General features: G+C 66.0%; 13 protein-coding genes. 6 read left to right on the top strand and 7 right to left on the bottom strand.

Features of this window, described 5'->3' with window-relative positions:
* Positions 1-23: 23 nt before the first annotated feature.
* Genes AUL31_RS14790 through AUL31_RS14770 form a run of 5 tightly spaced genes read right to left on the bottom strand, consistent with a single transcriptional unit; the run spans position 24 to position 9,648 of the window.
* Complete coding sequence (locus AUL31_RS14790) at positions 24-1,304, bottom strand: Hsp70 family protein (protein ID WP_244489420.1); 1,281 nt, start codon at positions 1,302-1,304, stop codon at positions 24-26.
* Between the two features lie 15 nt (positions 1,305-1,319).
* A complete protein-coding gene (lepA, locus tag AUL31_RS14785) occupies positions 1,320-3,140 on the bottom strand; it encodes a translation elongation factor 4 (protein ID WP_060608284.1) in 1,821 nt (606 codons plus the stop codon).
* 53 nt (positions 3,141-3,193) lie between these two features.
* Positions 3,194-4,105 (bottom strand): transglutaminase family protein, encoded by a 912-nt coding sequence (locus tag AUL31_RS14780; protein ID WP_060608282.1) that lies wholly within the window; start codon positions 4,103-4,105, stop codon positions 3,194-3,196.
* A 4-nt stretch (positions 4,106-4,109) separates the two neighbouring features.
* Complete coding sequence (locus tag AUL31_RS14775; RefSeq protein WP_073469362.1) at positions 4,110-6,338, bottom strand: circularly permuted type 2 ATP-grasp protein; 2,229 nt, start codon at positions 6,336-6,338, stop codon at positions 4,110-4,112.
* Complete coding sequence (locus AUL31_RS14770) at positions 6,328-9,648, bottom strand: transglutaminase family protein (protein WP_060608275.1); 3,321 nt, start codon at positions 9,646-9,648, stop codon at positions 6,328-6,330. Before AUL31_RS14770 ends, AUL31_RS14775 begins: the two co-directional genes overlap by 11 nt.
* Positions 9,649-9,829: 181 nt before the next feature.
* On the opposite strand from AUL31_RS14770, the gene AUL31_RS14765 reads away from it, so the two are divergent.
* From AUL31_RS14765 to pyc, 5 genes are all read left to right on the top strand, one after another.
* On the top strand, positions 9,830-10,960 hold the full coding sequence (locus AUL31_RS14765; protein ID WP_060608272.1) for a zinc-binding metallopeptidase family protein: 1,131 nt from the start codon (positions 9,830-9,832) through the stop codon (positions 10,958-10,960).
* A 14-nt stretch (positions 10,961-10,974) separates the two neighbouring features.
* The gene (gene treZ, locus AUL31_RS14760) at positions 10,975-12,858 is read left to right on the top strand and encodes a malto-oligosyltrehalose trehalohydrolase (protein ID WP_060608269.1); all 1,884 of its coding nucleotides are present in this window, start codon (positions 10,975-10,977) and stop codon (positions 12,856-12,858) included.
* Positions 12,855-14,699 (top strand): 4-alpha-glucanotransferase, encoded by a 1,845-nt coding sequence (gene malQ / locus AUL31_RS14755; RefSeq protein ID WP_060608264.1) that lies wholly within the window; start codon positions 12,855-12,857, stop codon positions 14,697-14,699. Before treZ ends, malQ begins: the two co-directional genes overlap by 4 nt.
* A complete protein-coding gene (treY, locus tag AUL31_RS14750; protein WP_060608261.1) occupies positions 14,696-17,392 on the top strand; it encodes a malto-oligosyltrehalose synthase in 2,697 nt (898 codons plus the stop codon). Before malQ ends, treY begins: the two co-directional genes overlap by 4 nt.
* 110 nt (positions 17,393-17,502) lie before the next feature.
* Positions 17,503-20,958, top strand: coding sequence for a pyruvate carboxylase (gene pyc, locus AUL31_RS14745; protein WP_060608259.1), 3,456 nt, complete (start codon positions 17,503-17,505; stop codon positions 20,956-20,958).
* A gap of 20 nt (positions 20,959-20,978) precedes the next feature.
* Here the strand turns inward: pyc and AUL31_RS20045 are convergent, their stop codons facing one another.
* Both AUL31_RS20045 and AUL31_RS20365 read right to left on the bottom strand, forming a co-directional pair.
* Positions 20,979-21,137 carry a DUF3309 family protein gene (locus AUL31_RS20045; protein WP_073469360.1) on the bottom strand — a complete coding sequence of 53 codons (159 nt, stop codon included), beginning with the start codon at positions 21,135-21,137 and terminating at the stop codon, positions 20,979-20,981.
* A gap of 85 nt (positions 21,138-21,222) precedes the next feature.
* The gene (locus AUL31_RS20365; RefSeq protein ID WP_156417295.1) at positions 21,223-21,381 is read right to left on the bottom strand and encodes a DUF3309 family protein; all 159 of its coding nucleotides are present in this window, start codon (positions 21,379-21,381) and stop codon (positions 21,223-21,225) included.
* Between the two features lie 119 nt (positions 21,382-21,500).
* On the opposite strand from AUL31_RS20365, the gene ispG reads away from it, so the two are divergent.
* Entirely contained in the window at positions 21,501-22,757 is a 1,257-nt protein-coding gene (gene ispG, locus AUL31_RS14740) for a flavodoxin-dependent (E)-4-hydroxy-3-methylbut-2-enyl-diphosphate synthase (protein ID WP_244489419.1), read from the top strand.
* The last annotated feature ends 1 nt before the right edge of the window (position 22,758 follow it).

Raw genomic sequence — 22,758 nt, 5'->3', positions numbered from 1 at the left:
GCCTTGCGTTTGGAACGAAAGCTTTATCCAAACCGCCGCGCGGCATCCAGCGCCAGGCCGAGGCCGACGCTGCCGAAGGCATCGGAGCGGATGACCCGCGCATGCGGCAGGGATGCCGTGGCGGCCATGCGCACGGCCGGCACTTCCGCGCCGCCACCCGTCAGGACGACACTGTCGACGGCCTCTGCCGAAACGCCCGCCGTGGCCAGGGCCTCTGCAAGGCTGGCCTGGATTTTGCCGACGAGATCGCGCGTGGCATCCTCGAAGGCGACCCGTGAGACGGTCAGGGAAAAGTCGAGACCGGGCTCGTCGAGGACGATTTCGGTTTCCGGCGCGTCCGTCAGCCGGATCTTGCCGGCCTCGACGGCGCCGGCCAGCCGATGCCCGGAGCGATGTTCCACGAGATGGCGAAACCGGTCCAGACGCTCGGGTTCCGCCGCGGCACGCTCCAGGTCGCGCATGTCCCGCAGGACCTTCGGCGTGTAGAGCAGGTTGATGCGATGCCACGTCGCCATGTCGTTGAAGTACCAGACGGGCAGGCTGCGCTTGCCGTCGGCGTACAGGCTTCCCAGCCCGAAATGCGGCATGACATGGCGTATGCTCAGCAGCCGGTCGAAATCCGTGCCGCCGACATGCACGCCGGTGGAGGCGAGGATATCGGACGACCGGTCATGCGCGCGGGCGCGCTCCGGTGACAGGCGCACCACCGAAAAGTCGGATGTGCCGCCGCCGATATCGACGATCAGGGCCAGTTCCTCGGCATCCAGCATCGACTCCCGGTACAGCGCGGCGGCGACCGGCTCGTACTGGAACTCGACATGGGCGAAGCCTTCGGCGCGCGCCGCGGCTGCCAGTTGCGCCTCTGCCGTGGCATCGGCGGCCGGGTCGTCGTCGATGAAGTGCACCGGACGCCCCAGCACGACCTTGTCGGCCTGCACGCCGGCCGATTCCAGCCTTTCCCGCATGTGGCGCAGGAAACGCCCGATAAGATCCTGGAAGCTCTTGCGCTCGCGCCCGACAAGCGTCGTCTCATTCATGAGCGATGTGCCGAGTATGCTTTTCAGGGCGCGCATGAAGCGGCCTTCCGCGCCCTCGACATATTCCAATACGGCCTTCCGGCCGAAATAGGTGTGGCCGTCCTCGAGGCTGAAGAACAGCGCCGAGGGAATGGTCAGCGCGTCGCCCTCGACGGGCAGAAGACGCGGAGACCCGCCGCGCGCCGCAATGCCAAGCGTGGAATTGGTCGTGCCGAAGTCGAGTCCGGCATGGGTGCCGGACGCCACGGTGTCGGATATCGGGGGCAAGGGGATTCCGTCCGCTTAGCTGTCCATCTTCAGTGCGGCGATGAAGGCTTCCTGCGGAATCTCCACCTTGCCGAACTGGCGCATGCGCTTCTTGCCCTCTTTCTGCTTGTCGAGCAGCTTGCGCTTGCGGGTGGCGTCACCGCCGTAGCACTTGGCGGTCACGTCCTTGCGGAGCGCCGAGATGGTCTCGCGGGCAATGACCTTGCCGCCGATGGCCGCCTGGATCGGAATCTTGAACAGATGCTGCGGGATGAGCTCCTTGAGCTTCTCGCACATGGCGCGGCCGCGCCGCTCTGCCTGGTTGCGGTGGACCAGCATCGACAGGGCGTCGACCGGCTCCGCATTCACGAGGATGCTCATCTTGACGAGGTCGCCCTCGCGGTAGTCGACCATCTGGTAGTCGAAGGAGGCATAGCCCTTGGAGATGGACTTCAACCGGTCGTAGAAATCGAAGACGACTTCGTTCAACGGCAGTTCGTAGGTGACCATGGCGCGCTTGCCCACATAGGACAGGTCCACCTGAATGCCACGTCGTTCCTGGCAGAGTTGCAGGATGTTGCCGAGGTAATCGTCCGGCGTCAGGATCGTGGCGCGGATCCACGGTTCCTCGATGGTGTCGATGCGCATCACGTCGGGCATGTCGGCCGGGTTGTGAAGCTGGATTTCCGACCCGTCCGACATGCGGATCGTGTACACGACCGAAGGGGCGGTCGCGATCAGGTCGAGGTCGAACTCGCGGCTCAGCCGCTCCTGGATGATTTCCAGGTGCAGCAGGCCCAGGAAGCCGCACCGGAAGCCGAAACCGAGGGCGGCGGAGGATTCCATCTCGAAGGAGAAGGACGCGTCGTTCAGCCGGAGCTTGCCCATCGCCGCGCGCAAATCGTCGAAATCGGCGGCATCGACGGGGAACAGGCCACAGAAGACAACCGGTTGCGCCGGCTTGAAGCCGGGCAGCATGTCGGCCGTCGGGCGCTTGTCCTCGGTGATGGTGTCGCCGACGCGCGTATCGGCAACCTCCTTGATGGATGCGGTGATGAAGCCGATCTCGCCGGGGCCGAGCGCTTCGACGGCCACCATCTTGGGGGTGAAGACGCCGACCCGGTCCACCGGATACTTGGCGTCCGTGCCCATCATGCGGATGGTCTGGCCCTTTTTCATTTCGCCGTCGATGACGCGCACCAGCACGACCACGCCGAGATAGGCGTCGTACCAGCTATCGACCAGCATGGCCTTCAGCGGTGCGGACCGGTCCCCGGTCTTGGGAGAGGGCAGCCGCGTGACGATGGCTTCCAGAACGTCTTCGATGCCGAGGCCCGACTTGGCCGAGATCATCACCGCGTCCGAGGCGTCGAGACCGATGACTTCCTCGATCTGCTCCTTCACGCGGTCGGGCTCGGCCGCCGGCAGATCGATCTTGTTGAGAACGGGCACGATCTCGAGGTTGGCGTCGAGCGCCAGATAGACGTTGGCGAGCGTCTGCGCTTCCACGCCCTGCGCCGCGTCGACCACCAGCAGCGCCCCCTCGCAGGCCGACAGCGAGCGCGAGACTTCGTAGGCGAAGTCGACATGGCCGGGCGTATCGATGAGGTTCAGGACGTACATCTGCCCGTCGCGGGCGGTGTAGTGCAGGCGCACCGTCTGCGCCTTGATGGTGATGCCGCGCTCGCGCTCGATATCCATCGAGTCGAGCACCTGATCCTTCATCTCGCGCGTGTCGAGACCGCCCGTCACCTGGATCAGGCGGTCGGCCAGCGTGGACTTGCCATGGTCGATATGGGCGACGATGGAAAAGTTGCGGATACGGTCGAGGGCGGTCTTGGTGCTCATTGCCCGCATATATTCAATCCGGGGCCAAACAGAAACTGCTTTTTACGGATGGGCGGCCAGTGTCACGACGCGGCGAGCAAAGCCTGCCACGAGGCCGGCGGCTCGTTTTCGGGCACCACGTCGACCGCATGATCGGTGGCCTGCGCGCCGGTGGTGGTGACGACACCAGCAACCGGCGCAACATCTGCGTAGTCGCGGCCGAAGGCCACGGCCACATGACCTTCGCCGGCAAGGCAGCCATTGGTCGGGTCGAAGCCGACCCAGCCGAGGTCGGGGCCGAGCCACGCCTCGATCCAGGCATGCATGGCATCGGCGCCTTCGATGCGCGGCTGGCCGGGCGGCGGGTCCGTCCGCAGGAAGCCCGAAACATAGGCCGCCGGAATGCCGGCCTGCCGCAGGCCCGCGATCATCAGATGCGCGAAATCCTGACAGACGCCGCGGCGGCTGGACAGGGTCTGCGCCGGCGTCGTGGCCAGCGACGAAAAGCCCGGCTCGTAGGTGAACTCGCCGGCAATGCGCTGCGCGACGGCAAGAACGCCGAGGCCGGGCGACCGGCCGCTCAGGCTTTCGGACACGAAGACGCCCGCTTCCGGCAGGGGAGCCACGATGCGGCTGGCTGCCAGATGGTAAATCGGGCTCTGGCCGCTTTCGGCGCGGGTCCGCCGCGCCAGGTCGGCAAGGGTTGCGATGTCCGGCCCTTGCGAAAGGTCGGGCTCCATGCGCCGGACCTCGACCCGGGCGCGCATCTCGACCGACAGCGCAGTGTGCGGCCGGCTCAGCAGAAGGTGGTGCGTCCGGTTGCCGAAAAAGCAGCTCTCCTGAAGTGTCTCGTCCGGCTTCGGGGCAAGATCGAGCGACAGCGCATGGATCGTCTGCCCGCGGTCGATGCGCGGCGCAACCCGCAGCAGATGATGGGCACTGCGGACGGGAAAGGCATAGTCGTAGCCGATGCGAAGGCGGATATCGTAACGCATGGGCCTATTCTACCGTGCTTCCGCCATAGGCCGACGGATGCGCTGCCACCGGCGCGAAATACCGCTCGGACAGAAGTTCGGAAATATCGCGCATGTCCTGCGCAACGCGCTTCAGGAAGGCGGCGTCGACCTCGCGCGGGTCCGCCGTGCGCAGGCGGACGGCCAGCCGGGCGATGCGCCGGCCGGGCTGCGTCAGCGGCTCGCCGGCCTGGAAACCCGGCAATGCGTGGATGATGGCATCCAGTTCTTCGGCAAGGAAGGTTACCGAACGCGGGTTGAGCGGATCGAGCACGGAAAGGTCCAGCACCGCATGCCGCCAGAGCTCCACCGAGTAGCGGCGGCGATAGGTGAGGCGGCTGTCGGCCAGCTCAAGGATGGCGTCCAAAGCCTCGTCGCCCAGATCGGGGCGGACCAGGTCGGCCAGCGATTCGCAGAATGCGATGCCCCTTTCGATCCTGCGGCCGCATTGCAGGAAGCGCCAGCCGTTCAGCCGGTACATGTTTTCTTCGACAAGGCCGGTGAAACCCGACAGCCGGCCAAGAATGCCGTTGGCGACGGCGGCGGCCTCGGCATGCGTTGCGGGCCGGGCCTGCGCCAGAAGCGGCGGGATTTCCGAAAGGACGCGCCAGCCATCCGGTGAAAACCGGTCGCGGATGCGGGCCGCGATGTCGCAGGCCATGCCGGCCAGCGCGGCAAGGCCGGGCAATGGGCTGTCCGCATCCAGCCCGAAACGCATCAGGGCGCCGCGTAACGCCTTGTCCACTTCGGCAAGCGGCGCCGCATCCGCCAGCCGCCCCTGATGCGTGCGCATGATGCGGCTGGCCTGCTCCAGCCGCTCGACCTGCCGCCCCAGCCAGAACAGATTGTCTGCCGCGCGCGCCGGCAGCGCCCCGGGAAGCCGCCGGGAAAAGACCGCGTCGCGCGACAGCAAGGTGAGATCCGATTGGGGCTCGTCCGACATCACCCACACATCCACCGAGCGGCCCCCGGCGCGGATGGCTGCGCCGGGCAGCGCGACTTCCGCCACGCGGGCAAAGCCGCCCGGCATGGCATGCCATCCGTCGCGACCGCGCGCCAGGAATACCCGCAGCGTCACGGGCCGCGGCGACAGCGAACCCGAAGACAGGACCGGCGCGGTGGAGGGCACGGACGTCTGCTGGGCCGGCCGCATGAGCAGCCTTTCGCCGATCAGCCTTTCCGCGAGCGTGTCCATGTACGGCGCAAGGGATGGATCTTCGAGAAAGCCGGAGCCCAGCGCGTTGACCATCAGAAGGTTGCCGGCGCGGACGCTACGCGACAATCCGGCCGCGCCGATGCGGCTGTCGCCGTTCAACTCGACAGGATCGGCGAAATCCGCGTCCAGCCTTCGCCAGAGGACGGCGACGGGCCGGTCGCCCTCGACGCTGCGCACGAAGACACGGTCCTGCCGCACGGTCAGGTCGCCGCCTTCGACGAGCTGAAAGCCGAGATAGCGGGCCAGATAGGCGTGTTCGTACGACGTTTCGCTCATCAGGCCGGGGCTGAGAATGCCGATCGATTCGCCGCCGAGGGCCGCATTGCGCGCATTCAGCGCATCCCTGAAGCCCTTGAAGAAGCCGGCCAGCCGGCGCACCCGCCCATCCCGGACGAGCTCGGGGAAGGCTCTTGCGGTGGCCACGCGGTTTTCGAGGGCGAAACCCGCGCCCGACGGTGCCTGGGTCCGGTCGCCGAGAAGGCGCCAGACGCCGTCGGCGCCGCGCATCAGGTCCATGGCGACGAAGCCGAGCAGCGGCAGGCCGTTATGCGCCTGGTTGGCAAGCGGGTGCAGGAACTCGCGGTTGCCGGCAAGCACCGTCCCGGGCAGGAGGCCTTCGGTTACCAGAGCGCGGTCGCCGTAGACGTCGGTCAAAAGGCTTTCCAGAAAGCGGACCCGCTGGATCAACGCCGCCTCCAGCCCGCGCCACTCGGCGGCGTCGATGACCAGCGGCAGGAAGGCCAGCGGCCAGGCATGCTCGGCCGCCGTCGCACCCGCGCCTTCCGCCGTATCGCGATAGTAGACGCCGGCCTCGCGCAGATATTGCTCGGCCTGGCCCTGACGCCGCACCTGCTCTGCTACGGGCATCGTCGCAAGCGCGTCGACGAGGCTCCGGTAGTGCGGACGCACGACGCCACCCGCATCGACCATCTCGTCGATGCCGGCCGGCCGATAGGGTTGCGGCGCGCCGTGCCGCGGGGGGCGGGCGTCAGAAAGCAAGGTGGCTCGGACGCCTCAGGTCGAGCGTCAGGGGGAAGGACGGATCGGGCAGTTCCCGCGCGGGCTGGAAACGCCCCGGCGTATGGCCGATATCCTCGAACCGGGCGAGCCTTCGCGCCTCCGCTTCATAGGCGTTGACGGGGAAGGTTTCGTAGTTGCGGCCGCCGGGATGGGCGACGTGATAGACGCAGCCGCCCAGCGAGCGGCCCGACCATCGATCGTAGATGTCGAAGGTCAGCGGCGCATTGACCGGAAGGGTGGGATGCAGGCCGCTGGCCGGTTGCCACGCCTTGTAGCGCACGCCTGCCACGGCCTCGCCGCTTGTGCCCGTTGCCGTCAGCGGCACGAAACGCCCGTTGCACGTTACCGCATGGCGCGCCGGGTCGAAGCCGGAAAGCTTCACCTGCAGCCGCTCCACCGAAGAGTCCACGAAGCGGACGGTGCCGCCGATGGCGCCCGTTTCGCCCATGACGTGCCACGGCTCGAGCGCCTGTCGCAACTCCAGCGACAGGCCCTGACGCTCGATGCGGCCGCAGAACGGAAAGCGGAATTCGTGCTGCGCCTCGAACCATTCGGGACGGACCGGATAGCCCGCGCGCTCCAGATCGCCGAGGACGGACAGGAGGTCGCGCCAGACGAAGGCGGGCAGCATGAACCGGTCGTGCAGGCTTGTGCCCCAGCGCGTGCATGGCCCGTCCTGCGGCTCCTTCCAGAACCAGGCGATCAGCGCCCGCACCAGCAATTGCTGGGCCAGCGACATCTTCGGGTCCGGCGGCATCTCGAAGCCGCGAAACTCCACCAGGCCGAGGCGGCCGGTGGGGCCATCGGGCGAAAACAGTTTGTCGATGCAGATTTCGGAGCGGTGCGTATTGCCGGTCACATCGGTCAAGAGGTTGCGGAACAGACGGTCCACGAGCCAGGGCGGCGGCGCGGTGCCGGCACCCGGCGCCGGCACGTTGGCCATGGCGATCTCCAGCTCGTAAAGGCTGTCGTGACGCGCGTCGTCGATGCGCGGAGCCTGGCTGGTGGGGCCGATGAACATGCCCGAGAACAGGTAGGACAGCGCCGGATGCCGTTGCCAGTACAGCACCAGCGATTTCAACAGATCGGGCCGGCGCAGGAAGGGACTGTCGAGCGGCGTCGCCCCGCCGACAACCACGTGGTTGCCGCCGCCGGTGCCGACATGCCGCCCGTCCACCATGAACTTTTCCGTGCCGAGGCGCGACTGGCGCGCGTCTTCGTAGACGCCCGTCGTGATCGACACCGCCTCGCGCCAGCTTGCGGCCGGATGGACGTTGACTTCGATGACGCCGGGATCGGGCGCGACGCGGATGACGTTGATGCGCGGATCGAAGGGCGGCGGATAGCCCTCAATCCGGATCGGCATGGACACCGCTTCGGCGGCATCCTCGATGGCCGCGAGCAGATCCAGATATTCATCCACCGTGGCCACCGGCGGCATGAAGACACAGAGCTTGCCGTCCTTCGGCTCGATGGACAGCGCCGTGCGGACAGAGCCGGCGATCTCGTCGATCGCGGCCGGGGCAAGGGCCCGCTGCGGCGCCGCAGCCTCGATACGCGGCTGGGGCCGGCCGAAATTGGCCGGCTCGGGCAGGGCCGGGAAAGGCTGCATCGGGTCGGCCGGGTTGACGTAGGGGTACGAGGACTGCGGAATATGCGACAATGCGGTCAGGGGCAGGCGATAGCCGACCGAACTGTCCCCCGGCACCAGGAACAGCTTGCCGCGCCGGGTGCGCCACTTTTCGGAAATCCAGCGCCGGCCGCCGGCCTGGTCGGCGGCCTGCCATGACTGCACCGGCAGCACCATGCCGGACGGCTTGTGCAGCCCCCTGTCGAAGACGCGCGCCAGCCGGGCGCGCTCCTCGGGGTCGTCCAGCTTGGAATCCGTCGGATCGACATTGTCCGGCAGCCGCGCTTCGCGCACCAGCCAGTAAGACGGATCCTCGAAGGCCGGCTCCGCATTGGCAGGGTCGACGCCCAGCGTCTGGGCGACGGTCCGCAACAGGGTTTCGGCCGCTTCGATGGTCGCCGTATCGCTGTGCGCGTCCTCGGCGATCAAGGCGGGGTTCTTCCAGATCGGCTTGCCGTCCTTGCGCCAGTAGAGCGAGTAGGTCCAGCGCGGCAGGGTTTCGCCGGGATACCATTTGCCCTGGCCAAAATGCAGAAAGCCGCCATCGGCAAAGCGTGTGCGAAGGCGGCGGATAAGATCGTCCGCAAGGCCCTGCTTGGCCGGCCCGGTCGCCTCGGCGTTCCATTCCGGCGCCTCGAAATCGTCGATGGAAACGAAAGTGGGCTCGCCGCCCATGGTCAGGCGCACGTCGGCTGCGGCAAGATCGGCGTCGATGGCCTCGCCCAGCGCATCCAGCGACTGCCAGCTTTCGTCGGGGAACGGGTACGAGACGCGGGGCCGTTCGGCGATGCGCCGTACCGTCATGTCGAAATGGAACTCGACTTCGGCATAGTCGACGGCGCCAGAGATCGGCGCGGCCGACCGGAAGTGCGGCGTCGCGGCCAGCGGGATGTGGCTTTCGCCTGTCAGGAGGCCCGATGTCGGGTCGAGGCCGATCCAGCCGGCGCCCGGAACATACACCTCCGTCCAGGCATGCAGGTCGGTGAAATCATGGTCGGTTCCGGCCGGCCCGTCGAGGGCGACGGTGTCTGGCTTCAACTGAATTAGATAGCCGGAGACGAAGCGGGCGGCGAGGCCGAGGTGCCGGAAGGTCTGCACCAGCAGCCAGGCGGAGTCGCGGCAGGAGCCGGACCGGCGGGCCAGCGTCTCTTCCGGTGTCTGGACGCCGGGCTCCATGCGGATCACATAGTCGACCGTCTGTTCGACCTTGCGGTTCATCGCCACGAGGAAATCGATGGTGGTGATCGGCGTCGTGTCGATTTCGGACAAGAACGTCTGCAGAAGCGGCCCGGCGGGATCGTGGGCCAGATAGGGCTTCAGTTCCTCGTGCAGGTCTTCGGAGTAGGTGAACGGGGCCTTCTCCGCGCTGTCCTCGATGAAGAAGTCGAAGGGGTTATAGACCGACATGTCGGCAACGAGGTCCACCTCGATGCGGAACTCGGTCGTCGTCTCCGGGAAGACGATCCGGGCGAGGTAGTTGCCGAACGGGTCCTGCTGCCAGTTGATGAAGTGGTTGGCCGGGGTGATCTTCAGCGCGTAGGACGGAACCCTTGTGCGCGAATGCGGGGCCGGACGAAGCCGTATCGTTTGCGGAGCAAGCCGGACCGGGCGGTCATAGCGGTAATGCGTGACGTGGTTCAGTGCGGCAAGAATCGACATGGGTTCGGTACGCGCCTTCGACCTGCTGGTTCCGAAAATTATTATCGAACCATAGCCGAACCGTTCCCCGCCACAAGCGTTTGCATCGCAGCATGACGTGGCATTTGGAACCGAACGTTCGCCCACACATTCCTGACCGCCGATCAACCCCCCGCCGCTGCTTTCGAAGGTGCCTCTCGCCATGAAGCTCTTTTCATGCCCCTCCTGCGATCAGGTGGTCTACTTCACCAACACGGTCTGCGAACGCTGCGGACACGCGCTCGGTTACGAGCCCCTGACCAACCGCATGCTGGCCCTGGAGCCGGACGGCCAATACTTCGTATCGGTTGGCCGCCGCGCCAATGGCGAGCACTGGAAGTACTGCGACAATTATCGCTACGGGGTCTGCAACTGGCTGCTGCCATCCGACAGCCCGGAGACGCTGTCCATCGCCTCGCGCTTCAACCTGACGGTGCCGGATCTGTCCGACCCCCAGAATGTCGCCTTGTGGCAGAAGATGGAGTTTGCCAAGCAGCGGCTGTTCTACTCGCTGCTGCGCCTGCGACTGCCGCTGATGACCCGTGCGGAGGATCCGGAAGGGCTTGGCTTCGATTTCCTGACGCATGACCCTGAAACGGGCGGCAACGTCATGACGGGGCATGATCGCGGCCTCATCACCATCGCGCTGGCAGAGGCGGACGACGCCGAACGCGAGAAGCGGCGCGCCGAGCTGGGCGAGCCCTATAGAACGCTGCTCGGCCATATGCGCCATGAGGTCGGCCACTGGTACTGGGACCGGCTGGTGCGGGACGGCAATGCCCTGGAAGCCTGCCGAGCCGTCTTCGGCGATGATTCGCAGGATTACGGGCAGGCCCTGCAAACCCACTACGCCAACGGCCCGCAGCCAAACTGGCAGGACAATTTCGTATCGTCCTATGCCGGTGCGCACCCCTGGGAAGACTTCGCCGAGACCTGGGCCCACTACCTGCATATCGTGGATACGCTGGAAACGGGCGGCGCTCTCGGCATGACGCTGTCACCGCGGCTGGACCGGGACGGCATCCTGACGACGGAGCTGGATTTCGACATCTACGGCCAGAACACGACCATCGACCAGATAGCCGAGGCCTGGCTGGCGCTATCGGCTGCGATCAACGCGCTGAACCGGTCCATGGGCCTCAACGATGCCTATCCGTTCGTCCTGTCGCCGGTGGTGATCCAGAAGCTCGGCTTCATCCACGACCTTGTGCATGGGCGCATCGGCACGGAGGCACGGGCCGGACTTTCTGAAGAGCTTGTCGAAAGTCAGCAACCCGAAACGGCCGCTGGCTAGGAAGGAAATATTTCATGGCCGAGGGTGGACAGATCGCAACGCGCTTTTCCTGTCAGACGAGTTGGGGGGCGCGGCCGGTCGATGGCGGCGCGTTGTTCCAGCTCTGGGCGCCGCATGCAGCAACGGTAGAGCTTGCGGCCGGCGAAGGGGACGAAACGGCATTCCTGGCGATGGACAAGGACGCCGAGGGATGGTGGCGTCTTAAGACGGATGCGGTACCCGTGGGCGGTGCCTATGGATTCCGCGTCGACGGTGGCAAGCCGGTGCCGGACCCAGCCTCGCGCGAGCAGACCTTCGATGTGCACAGCCGGTCCCGGCTGGTGGACCCGCACGCCTATGAATGGCGCACCTCGGCATGGCGCGGCCGGCCTTGGCACGAGACGGTCTTCTACGAAATGCATGTCGGCACCTTCACCGACGAAGGAACGTTCGACAGCGCCATCGAAAGGCTCGACCATCTCAAGGCCACGGGCATTACGGCTATCGAGCTGCTGCCGGTTGCCGAGTTCGGCGGTCGGCGCGGCTGGGGCTATGACGGTGTCCTGCTGTACTGCCCGCACGGCGTCTATGGCGGCCATCGCGGCCTGAAGCGGCTGGTGGATGCGGCGCACGAGCGTGGGCTGATGGTGTTCCTGGACGTCGTCTACAATCACTTCGGACCGGACGGGAACTACATCCCCTCCTACCTGCCGGACTTCTTCCAATCGGAAATACATACGCCATGGGGTCCGGCCATCGCCTATGACGAGCCGGCCGTGCGCGATTTCATGATCGAGAATGCGCTGTACTGGCTGGAAGAGTACCGGATCGACGGCCTGCGCCTGGACGCCATCGATTCCATCCACGATACGACCGACACGCCGCTGGTGGAGGAACTGGCCAAACGTGTGCGCGCCGCCTTCCCGGACCGCCACGTCCATCTGACCACCGAAGACGAACGCAACATCACCCGCTTCATCGAGCGGGGCGCGGATGGCTCCGTCCCCGTCATCTCCGGCGAGTGGAACGACGATTTCCACCATGCGGCGCATGTGCTGGCGACCAACGACCGCGAAGGCTACTACATCGACTACGAGTTTGACACGGTGGAGCAGATCGCAACGGCGCTGGCGACGGGCTTCGTCTATCAGGGCGAACATTCCCCGCATCGGGACCGCGATGTCGGGGAAACGTCCGACCATTTGCCGCCGACCGCCTTCGTGAATTTCCTGCAGAACCACGACCAGATCGGCAATCGCGCCTTCGGCGACCGCCTCCGCTCGCTCAGTTCGGCGCGGGCCTTCGATTGTCTGCAGGCGCTTCTGCTGCTGGGGCCGCAGATTCCGCTGATGTTCCAGGGCGACGAGTTCGGCGATTGCAACTCATTCTGTTTCTTCACGGATTTCGATGGGGAGTTGGGAGCTGCCGTATCGCGCGGACGCAAGGCCGAGTTTGCCAAGTTCTCGGCGTTCGAGGACCCGCACGCGCAAGAGGTCTTCCCCGATCCCAATGCGGAATCCACCTTCCTGACCTCGCGGCTGGAATGGTCGTTGAAGGAACGGCCGGTAAACCGGCGGCGGTTGCAGGTCACGCAGCAGCTTCTGGAAGCGCGCCGCGACCATCTGTTCCCCCTTCTGGCCGACGCACCCGGCGGCACCGGAAAGGCGCTGGTCGACGGGCGGGCGATGATCGTTTCCTGGGAGCTTGCGCCTGGCCGCTTCTACCACTGCTTCGCCAATCTGGACGACGCGCCATGGGACATCGGCGAGGATTTCGATCCAAGCCTTCTGGAAGGGGCAACGGAGGTCTTCGCAAATCATGGCGGGACGTTCGACGATTTGCGGGAGGGACGGATGCGCGGATTCAGCGTCGGCTTTATGCTCGGTCGCCATGATGTGATCGAGGGGCTGGCCGAATGACGCATGATCTGGTGTCTCTTGCGAGAAGCCACGGAATACAGACGCATTATACTTCGGAGACGGGGGATGAGAGGAGCCTGAGCGAGACGGCGCTTCGCTCGCTCCTGACCGTCATGGGGATCGACCCGGACGCGGCCCAGCCGGGCCGCTTCGAGGCGGCCCGCCATGTGCCGGACCTAGCCTGCGTCGCACCGCAGGGCAAGCCGGCCTGGGGGGTGACCTGCCAGCTTTATGCCCTGCGATCCTCCCGCACCGTCGGCCTCGGCGATTTCGAGGATCTCGGCCATCTAGCCGAGATTGCCGGAAGGGCCGGGGCGGCATTCCTGGGCGTCAACCCGCTGCATGCGCTGTTCTTCGCCAATCCCGGGCATTTCAGCCCCTATTCGCCATCGACCCGCCGTTTCCTGAACCCGTTTTACATTGCGGTAGACGTTCTGCCGGGCGGCGCCGAGGCGATGGCGGAGCTTGCGGCGGAAGATCCGTCGCTGTTCGACGGCCTCGACGGCGACCTGATCGACTATCCGCGCGCCGGCCGGGCCCGCGCGGCGGTGCTGCGTCGCATCTTCGATCGCGGCGAGGCCGTGGACGAGCCGGCGCTGAGCGCGTTTTGCGAGCGGCATGCAGACGCAATCGAAAATTTCGCCCTGTTCGAGGCGCTGTCCATGCACTTCGCTGCCGCCGGCGGCAGCGCCGGTTGGCATGGTTGGCCGGAACCCTTCCGGCACCCGGAGCACGACGCGGTGCGCGCCTTCGCGGCGGAGCACGCGAGCGACATCCTGTTCCACATATGGTTGCAGCAGACGGCCGAAACGCAGCTTCGCAACGCGCAGAAGCGGGCGCTGGCGGCGGGCATGAGCATCGGGCTTTATCTCGATTTCGCGGTTGGCGTCTCGCCCGATGGGGCGGAGACGTGGGCAGACCCGGACGTGACGATGCCGGATGCGCGCGTCGGTTCGCCGCCGGACATGTTCAACGCCGCCGGCCAGGACTGGGGGTTGGCGCCCCTGTCGCCGGAGGCGCTGGCAAAGCGCAACTACAGGCCATTGGCCGAAGCCTACGACGCCCTCATGAAGAATGCCGGTGCCGTGCGGATCGATCATGTCATGGGGCTGGCCCGCCTGTGGTGGATCGCGCGCGGGCATGATGCCCGCGACGGCGGGTATGTCCGCTATCCGCTGGGCGATATGGTGGATGTGGCGGCCAGGGCGTCGCGCGCCAATGGCTGCATCGTCATCGGCGAAGATCTCGGCACCGTGCCCGAAGGGTTCCGGCCGGTGATGAAGGCGGCCAACATCCTGTCCTATCGGGTGCTCTATTTTGAAAAACGGGAGTGGGAAGGCTTCATAGCCCCCGCGCAGTATCCGGTCGGCTCGCTGGCCTGCATCTCTACCCACGATCTGGCCACGCTGGCCGGCTGGTGGGCCGCAAGCGACATCGCCTTGCGGGCGGATGCCGGCCGCCAGGACGAAGTATCGACGCGGCGCGACAGGGCCGAACGCGACAATGACCGCCATGCCCTGCTGCACGCCCTGCGGCTGGAAGGGTTGTTGCCGGACGATTTCGCCGGGCCGCTGAACGACCGGTCGGCGCTGCCGGACGCGCTGCCCCTGGACCTGGCCCTGGCCATCCATCGCTTTGCGGCGCGGACGCGCTCGCATCTCTTTGCCGTGCAACTGGACGACATGGTGATGGCGTTGCGCCAGCCCAACCTGCCCGGCACCACCGACGCCTACCCCAACTGGCGCATTCGCGGCGAAGTCCCCCTCGAAGCCCTGGAAGACCATCCGATATTCAAGGCCATGGCTGCCGCCATGCGCGAGGAAAGGCCCCGACACACATGACCAGCCGCACGCTGTCCGCAACCTATCGGCTGCAATTTCGCAATGGCGTCGGCTTCGACGATGCCCGCGCCCTGGTGCCTTATCTGACCGAGCTCGGCATAAGCCATTTCTACGCCTCGCCGGTCTTCGAGGCGTCGCCCGGCTCCACCCACGGCTATGACGTGGTCGACTATAACCGCTTCGAGCCCGAGCTTGGCGGCGATGCCGGCTTTGACGCCTTGTCTTATGCCCTGCGCGATGCGGGGCTTGGCCTGATCCTGGACTTCGTGCCCAACCATATGGGCGTCTCGCCGGCCAATGGCTGGTGGGAGGATGTGCTGCGCTGGGGTTCGGAGAGCCGTCATGCGGGCACCTTCGACATCTCGTGGGAGGCGGAAAAGATCCTCATCCCCGTTCTGGGCCAGCCCTATGGGGAGGCGCTCGAAAACGGCGATCTTGCCGTCGTCCTGGATATCGGCCGTCGTGAGCTGCGCTTTTCCACTTCGGGTTACGAGCTGCCGGTCGATCCGCGCACCTTCCCCGCTATTTTCGGCTTTCTCGATCATCCCCAGCGCGAGCCGCTGATCCGGCTGTTCGCCGGTGCCGAGCCGGCCGATGGCGACGACCTCGTCGAGCGCATCGCCGAACTTCTGGAAGATCACGACTTTCTGGCCGCCTTCGAGCAGGCCGTCGCCAAGGTGAATGGCGACAAGGCGGCATTGCATGCTCTGCACGAGCGCCAGAACTGGCGCCTGGCCTGGTGGCGGCTTGCGCGGGAGAAGCTGTCCTATCGCCGCTTCTTCGAGATCGCCGACCTCATCGGGGTTAGGCAGGAAGTCCGGCGCGTCTTCCGCGAAAGCCATCGCACCATAGTGCGGCTGGCGCGCGAGGGGCGGCTCGACGGTATCCGCATCGACCATGTCGACGGCGTCGCCGATCCGAAGGGCTATCTGGGCGATCTCAGGACCGTGCTGGACAGGGCCGGGGCCAGCGAGGCGGTGATCCATGTTGAGAAGATCCTGACGGGACCGGAGCGCCTGCGGCGCAGCTGGAATGTCGAGGGCACCACCGGCTACGAGTTCATCTCCGCAATCTCCGGCCTTTATGTCGATGCCGCGCAGGAAGCGGCGATGACGCAGGCCTACGATGCCTTCGTCGGCGGCGAGGCGACGCTGGAAGCGCAGGTTCACAAGCAGAAGCGCTACATCTTCAGCCACAACCTTGCCGGCGAACTGGCTGTGCTGACCGACATAGCCCTTTCGGTCGCCCGCCAGGGCCTGGCGACGCGCGACTTCGGGCCCGACACGCTGCAACGCTCGATCCTCGAATTCGCGACGGCGCTGCCGGTCTATCGGACCTATTCCGGTATCGACGGCATTCCGGCCGAAGACATCGAGATCATCGATGGCGCGGTCGCATGGGTGCAGGCCGCCCGCAAGGTGGAAGCGGACGAGCCGGTCGCCTTCGTCGGTCGGCTCTTGAAACTCGACTTCGAGGATGGCGCAGCCATGGCCGGCGCACTCGACTTCACCCGCCGCTTCCAGCAGACCACCGGTGCGGTGATGGCCAAGGCGGTCGAGGATACCGTCTTCTACCGGTGGAACCGCCTGATCGCCCTCAACGAAGTCGGAGGAGAGCCCGACCATTACGGGGCCGATATCGACGCTTTCCACACGGCGATGCAGATCCGGCTGGAAGACCAGCCCGAAGGGCTCCTGGCACTGTCGACGCACGATACCAAGCGCGGTGAAGATGCGCGGGCCCGCATCTACACGATCAGCGAGGCGCCCGACGCCTGGAACGAGATCGTGCGCTATGCGGCCGATGCGCTGGCGCCGTACCGGGTCAGCCTCGACGATGGTGGCCTGTCGCCGGACCCGGCGACCGAATGGGGCTTCTACCAGTCCTTGCTGGGCGTCCTGCCTGCCGACTTCGACCCCAGGGATGCCACGGCCCGCGACGAGATCCGCCAGCGGATGCGTGCCTTCATGGAGAAGGCGGTGCGCGAGGCCAAGCAGTTCACCAGCTGGACCGCGCCCAACGAGCCTTACGAAGAGGCTCTGCTTGCCTTCGTGGACGCCGCCTTCGAACCGGCTTTTCTTGAACCCTTCTGGGAGCGGGTACAGCCCTTCGTTGCTGCGGGTGCGCTGACGAGCCTGTCCCAGACACTGGTGCGGCTGGGTGCGCCCGGCGTGCCGGATATCTATCAGGGGACGGAATTCTACGACAACAGCCTCGTCGACCCGGACAATCGCCGGCTCGTCGACTTCGATGCCCGCCTGGCGGCGCTGCGCAGTGGCGAGCCGGTCCGCGACGCGGCGGCGCACTGGCGCGACGGCGTCGCCAAGGCGCGGTTGACGGCGGTCGGCCTTGCGGCGCGCGGGGCCCGGCCGGGCCTGTTCACCGTCGGCGACTATCTCCCGCTGGAGGTGGAAGGCGCGGCTGCATCGCATTTTCTGGCCTTTGCCCGGTTGAGCGGCGACGATGCGGCAATCGTGGTGGCGCCCCGCCTTTGCCTGACGCTTCTGGACGGGCGTTCCGACCTGAGCGGCATCACAGTCGGGGATACGCGTGTGGTGGTGCCGGCCGTGCTGGCCGGGCGCCGCCTGTCGGACGCCGTTACGGGAAAACCGGTGACGCTGGACCGCGAACTGCGCCTGGAGGAGCTGTTCGACGGCGTGCCGCTGGCCCTTTTGAGTACGCCGCGCGGGTGAACGTCCGTTCGCGGAATCCTGCTTGCAATCTCGCGTGAACGCCCCTCAATCTTGCGCTGCAACAAAAATGGGCCTGACGGCTCGCATATGTGCAGTGGAGGGGACGTTCCGTGACGATAGCCAAGATCCTGGTCGCTAACCGGTCCGAAATCGCCATCCGGGTGTTTCGGGCCGCCAACGAGTTGGGCCTGAAGACGGTTGCCGTGTGGGCAGAGGAAGACAAGTACGCCCTCCATCGCTTCAAGGCCGACGAATCCTACCAGATCGGCCGTGGGCCGCATTTGACGCGCGACCTTGGCCCCATCGAAAGCTATCTGTCGATCGAGGAGATCATCCGCGTTGCACGCACCTCCGGCGCCGACGCGATCCATCCGGGCTATGGCCTGCTTTCCGAAAGCCCGGAATTTGCCGATGCCTGCGCCGAAGCCGGCATAACCTTCATCGGCCCACGGCCGGATACGATGCGCCGCCTCGGAAACAAGGTGGCGGCGCGCAACCTGGCCATCGAGGTGGGCGTGCCGGTGGTGCCGGCGACCGACCCCTTGCCCGACGATATGGCAGAGGTGCGCCGGCTGGCGGCGCAGATCGGCTACCCTGTGATGCTCAAGGCGTCGTGGGGCGGTGGCGGACGCGGCATGCGCGCCATCCGGGCCGAAGCCGATCTTGAACGCGAGGTGACGGAAGGCAAGCGCGAGGCGCGGGCCGCCTTCGGCAAGGACGAAGTCTATCTCGAGAAGCTCGTCGAGCGCGCCCGCCATGTGGAAGTGCAGGTTCTCGGCGATACGCACGGCAATGTGGTGGACCTGTTCGAGCGGGACTGCTCGATCCAGCGACGCAACCAGAAGGTGGTGGAGCGGGCGCCGGCACCATATCTGTCCGATCGCCAGCGCCGCGAACTAGCGGCCCATGCCCGCAGGATCGCCGAGGCCACCGACTATGTCGGCGCCGGCACGGTGGAATTCCTGATGGATGCCGATACCGACGCGTTCTACTTCATCGAGGTCAATCCGCGCATCCAGGTCGAGCATACGGTGACGGAGGAAGTCACCGGCATCGACATCGTGAAGGCGCAGATCCACATTCTGGACGGGCATGCCATCGGCACGCCGGAATCGGGCGTACCGGCGCAGGACGACATCAAGCTGAACGGCCACGCGCTGCAATGCCGCATCACGACGGAGGATCCGGAGCACAATTTCATACCGGATTACGGCCGCATCACCGCCTATCGCGGGGCAACGGGCTTCGGCATCCGGCTCGATGGCGGCACCGCCTATTCGGGAGCGGTGATTACGCGCTTCTACGATCCGCTGCTGGAAAAGGTGACAGCCTGGGCCCCGACGGCCGAGGAGGCCATCGCGCGGATGGACCGCGCCCTGCGCGAGTTCCGCATCCGGGGCGTGGCTACCAACCTGACCTTTCTGGAAGCGATCATCGGCCACCCGCAATTTCGCGACAACAGCTATACGACCCGCTTCATCGATACGACGCCGGACCTGTTCCGGCAGGTGCGCCGGCGTGACCGCGCAACCAAGCTCCTGACCTATCTTGCCGATGTCACGGTCAACGGCCATCCCGAAACGCGGGGGAGGCCGCGGCCGGCGGCCGACCTGCGCCGCCCGCAGGCGCCGCTGTTCCATGCCGAGATCGCGCCCGGAACGCGCCAGAAGCTGGACGAGCTGGGTCCGCGCGGCTTTGCCGACTGGATGCTGGCCCAGAAGCAGGTGTTGATGACGGACACCACCATGCGCGATGGCCACCAGTCGCTTCTGGCCACCCGCATGCGCACCTTCGACATCGCAGCGGTGGCCGATTCCTATGCACGGGGCCTGCCGCAACTGCTCAGCCTCGAATGCTGGGGCGGCGCCACATTCGACGTCTCCATGCGCTTCCTGACGGAAGACCCCTGGGAGCGGCTGGCGCTGATCCGCCAGCGTGCCCCCAACATCCTGCTGCAGATGCTGCTGCGCGGCTCCAACGGGGTCGGCTACACCAACTATCCCGATAATGTCGTCAAGCGCTTCGTGGCCGAGGCGGCACGGGGCGGCATCGACCTGTTCCGCGTGTTCGACTGCCTCAACTGGGTCGAGAACATGCGCGTGTCGATGGATGCGGTGCTGGAGGCGGACAAATTGTGCGAAGGCGCACTCTGCTACACGGCCGACCTGTTCGATGAAAGCCGGCCGACCTACAGCCTGAAATATTATGTCGATCTGGCCAGGGAACTGGAAAGCGCCGGTGCGCACATCCTCGGCGTCAAGGACATGGCCGGCCTGCTCAAGCCGGCTGCGGCGCGCGCGCTGTTCCGGGCCCTGAAGGACGAGATTTCGATCCCCATCCATTTCCACACGCACGACACTTCGGGCATCGCGGCGGCCACGGTGCTGGCCGCGATCGAAAGCGGCGTCGATGCGGTGGATGCCGCCATGGACGCGCTGTCCGGCAACACCTCGCAACCCTGCCTCGGCTCCATCGTCGCGGCGCTGGAGGGCAGCGAGCGCGACCCCGGCCTGTCGCAGGAGGCCATCCGGCGCATCTCCTTCTACTGGGAGGGGGTGCGCGGACAGTATGCCGCCTTCGAAAGCGACCTCAAGGGGCCGGCATCGGAGGTCTATCTGCATGAGATGCCGGGCGGGCAGTTCACCAACCTCAAGGAGCAGGCGCGCTCGCTCGGGCTCGATACGCGCTGGCATCAGGTGGCGCAGACCTATGCGGACGTGAACCGGATGTTCGGCGACATCGTCAAGGTTACGCCGTCGTCCAAGGTGGTCGGCGACATGGCCCTGATGATGGTATCGCAGGATCTGACCGTCGCCGAGGTGCAGGACCCGGCTCGCGAGATCGCCTTTCCGGAATCGGTCGTCTCGATGCTGAGGGGCGATCTCGGCCAGCCTCCGGCCGGCTGGCCCGAAGCGCTGCAGAAAAAGGCTCTGAAGGGCGATAAGCCGATCACCGTGCGGCCCGGCGCGCTGATTGCCCCCGCCGACCTCGATGCGGAGCGGCGCGCTGTCGAGGAGAAGCTGGGGGGCGAGATCGACGACCAGGCCTTCGCCAGCTACCTGATGTATCCCAAGGTCTTCACCGATTTCGCCCTTGCGGCGGATCGGTACGGGCCCGTCTCCATGCTGCCGACCCTGAATTACTTCTACGGCATCGCGCAGGAGGAGGAGATCCTCGTCGACCTGGAGCGCGGCAAGACGCTGGTGGTGCGTTGCCTGGGCATCGGCGATACGGACGAAAAGGGGATGCGCACCGTCTTCTTCGAGTTGAATGGCCAGCCGCGGCGTATCAAGGTTCCGGATCGCTCGCGCGCAGACTCGGTGATCGCGCGCGCCAAGGTGGACCCGGCAAACGCCAACCAGATCGGCGCGCCGATGCCCGGTGTCGTCTCGACGCTGTCTGTATCACCGGGGCAAAGCGTCAGGGCCGGCGACGTGCTTCTGTCCATCGAGGCGATGAAGATGGAAACGGCGCTCCATGCCGAGCGCGACGGTGTCATCGAGTCGGTCAATGTAAAGGCCGGCGACCAGATCGACGCCAAGGATCTTCTGGTCAGCTTTGCCTGACGGGCAACGATATGAGGGCTCTAGATCCGGCCGAGCAGCAAAAGGATCAGCACGACGATCAAAATAAAGCCAAGAATGCCGCTCGGCCCGTATCCCCAGCTGCGCGAATGGCCCCAGCTGGGGAACGCGCCGATGAGAAGCAGTACGAGAATGATGACGAGGATCGTTCCGAGGGACATGTCACGCAGCTCCGCGAATACTGTTGCTTCCCTGTAAAAGGCCGCTGGCAGGCTGCCGGTTCCATCGGGCTGCGGGCAGTCACGATCAGATGATCTGCGTCACCCATGCGAGCACGGCGATCGTCAGGACGATGCCGGCCACGATGGCCGGCCGCGGGCTGAGAGTGCGCGACCAGGGCCAAACCGGCCAGGCTGCGATGAAGAGAAGAAGAGCGGCGAGATTGACGATTGCGCCGAAGGACATGGGTGGTTTCCGATTGCATGACATCCGGGCAGGCGCGACGGTGATCGCCGCCTGCCATTTTCCCGCCCGGTGAAGCCCTATATGGTGTGCACGACCATAGGCAAGCCCGGACGCCATCCATGACCATGATGCAGGATATTATCGCAGACCCGTTGCCACGCCGGCCCACGGTGGGCGTCGATGTGGGTGGCGTGCGTGTCGGCGGAGGCGCACCCGTGGTGGTCCAGTCCATGACCAACACCGATACCGCGGATATCGATTCGACGGTCAGGCAGGTGGCGCAACTTGCGCAGGCCGGCTCGGAAATCGTGCGCATCACCGTGGACAGGCCGGAATCGGCCGCGGCGGTGCCGCGTATCCGCGAGCGCCTCGAAAGGCTCGGCCTCGACGTGCCGCTGGTGGGCGACTTCCATTATATCGGCCACAAGCTCTTGGCCGATTATCCCGATTGCGCGGCCGCGCTGGCCAAGTATCGCATCAACCCGGGCAATGTCGGCTTCAAGGACAAGAAGGATCGGCAGTTCATCGATATCGTGGAAATGGCGATCCGCCACGACAAGCCCGTGCGTATCGGCGTCAACTGGGGCTCTCTCGACCAGGAGTTGCTGACGCGCCTGATGGACGAGAACAACCACCTGCCGACGCCGCGCCCCGCCAGGGCCGTCATGCGCGAGGCGATCATCCAGTCCGCCTTGCATTCGGCGGCGCTGGCGGAAGAAACGGGGCTGGCGCGCGAGCGCATCATCCTGTCCGCCAAGGTGTCGAACGTGCAGGACCTGATCGCCGTCTACCGCGACCTGTCGCGGCGCACCGACCACGCCATTCATCTGGGCCTGACCGAGGCCGGCATGGGCTCGAAGGGCATCGTCGCTTCGTCGGCCGCAATGGGCATCCTGCTGCAGGAGGGCATCGGCGATACGATCCGCGTGTCGCTGACGCCGGAGCCCGGCGGCGACCGCACGCGCGAGGTGCAGGTGGCGCAGGAGATCCTGCAGACGATGGGCTTCCGCCAGTTCATACCCATCGTCGCGGCTTGCCCCGGCTGCGGACGCACCACCTCGACCCTCTTCCAGGAACTGGCCGAGACGATCCAATCCGATATCCGGGCCGCCATGCCGGAATGGCGTGACCGATATCCCGGAGTGGAAAGCCTGTCGGTTGCCGTGATGGGGTGCATCGTCAACGGCCCCGGCGAATCCAAGCACGCCGATATCGGCATTTCCCTGCCCGGCACTGCCGAAGTCCCGTCCGCGCCCGTCTACATAGAGGGGCAGAAGGTGGCGACGCTGCGCGGCGCGCATATCGCCGAAGAATTCCGCGTCATGGTGGCCGACTACATCGAGCGGCGCTTCGGCAGGCCGGTCGCCGCACAATAGG

It is taken from the genome of Aureimonas altamirensis (assembly GCF_001463885.1).
Taxonomy (GTDB): Bacteria; Pseudomonadota; Alphaproteobacteria; order Rhizobiales; family Rhizobiaceae; genus Aureimonas; species Aureimonas altamirensis.
This window is presented reverse-complemented; position numbering and strand designations above follow the sequence as displayed.

Bases quoted from the DNA above. Each gene is read 5' to 3' on its own strand.
- AUL31_RS14765 (WP_060608272.1), top strand. From the start codon at position 9,830: ATGAAGCTCTTTTCATGCCCCTCCTGCGATCAGGTGGTCTACTTCACC.
- ispG (WP_244489419.1), top strand. From the start codon at position 21,501: ATGACCATGATGCAGGATATTATCGCAGACCCGTTGCCACGCCGGCCC.
- treY (WP_060608261.1), top strand. From the start codon at position 14,696: ATGACCAGCCGCACGCTGTCCGCAACCTATCGGCTGCAATTTCGCAAT.
- AUL31_RS14780 (WP_060608282.1), bottom strand. From the start codon at position 4,105: ATGCGTTACGATATCCGCCTTCGCATCGGCTACGACTATGCCTTTCCC.
- AUL31_RS14770 (WP_060608275.1), bottom strand. From the start codon at position 9,648: ATGTCGATTCTTGCCGCACTGAACCACGTCACGCATTACCGCTATGAC.
- AUL31_RS20045 (WP_073469360.1), bottom strand. From the start codon at position 21,137: ATGTCCCTCGGAACGATCCTCGTCATCATTCTCGTACTGCTTCTCATC.
- malQ (WP_060608264.1), top strand. From the start codon at position 12,855: ATGACGCATGATCTGGTGTCTCTTGCGAGAAGCCACGGAATACAGACG.
- treZ (WP_060608269.1), top strand. From the start codon at position 10,975: ATGGCCGAGGGTGGACAGATCGCAACGCGCTTTTCCTGTCAGACGAGT.
- AUL31_RS20365 (WP_156417295.1), bottom strand. From the start codon at position 21,381: ATGTCCTTCGGCGCAATCGTCAATCTCGCCGCTCTTCTTCTCTTCATC.
- lepA (WP_060608284.1), bottom strand. From the start codon at position 3,140: ATGCGGGCAATGAGCACCAAGACCGCCCTCGACCGTATCCGCAACTTT.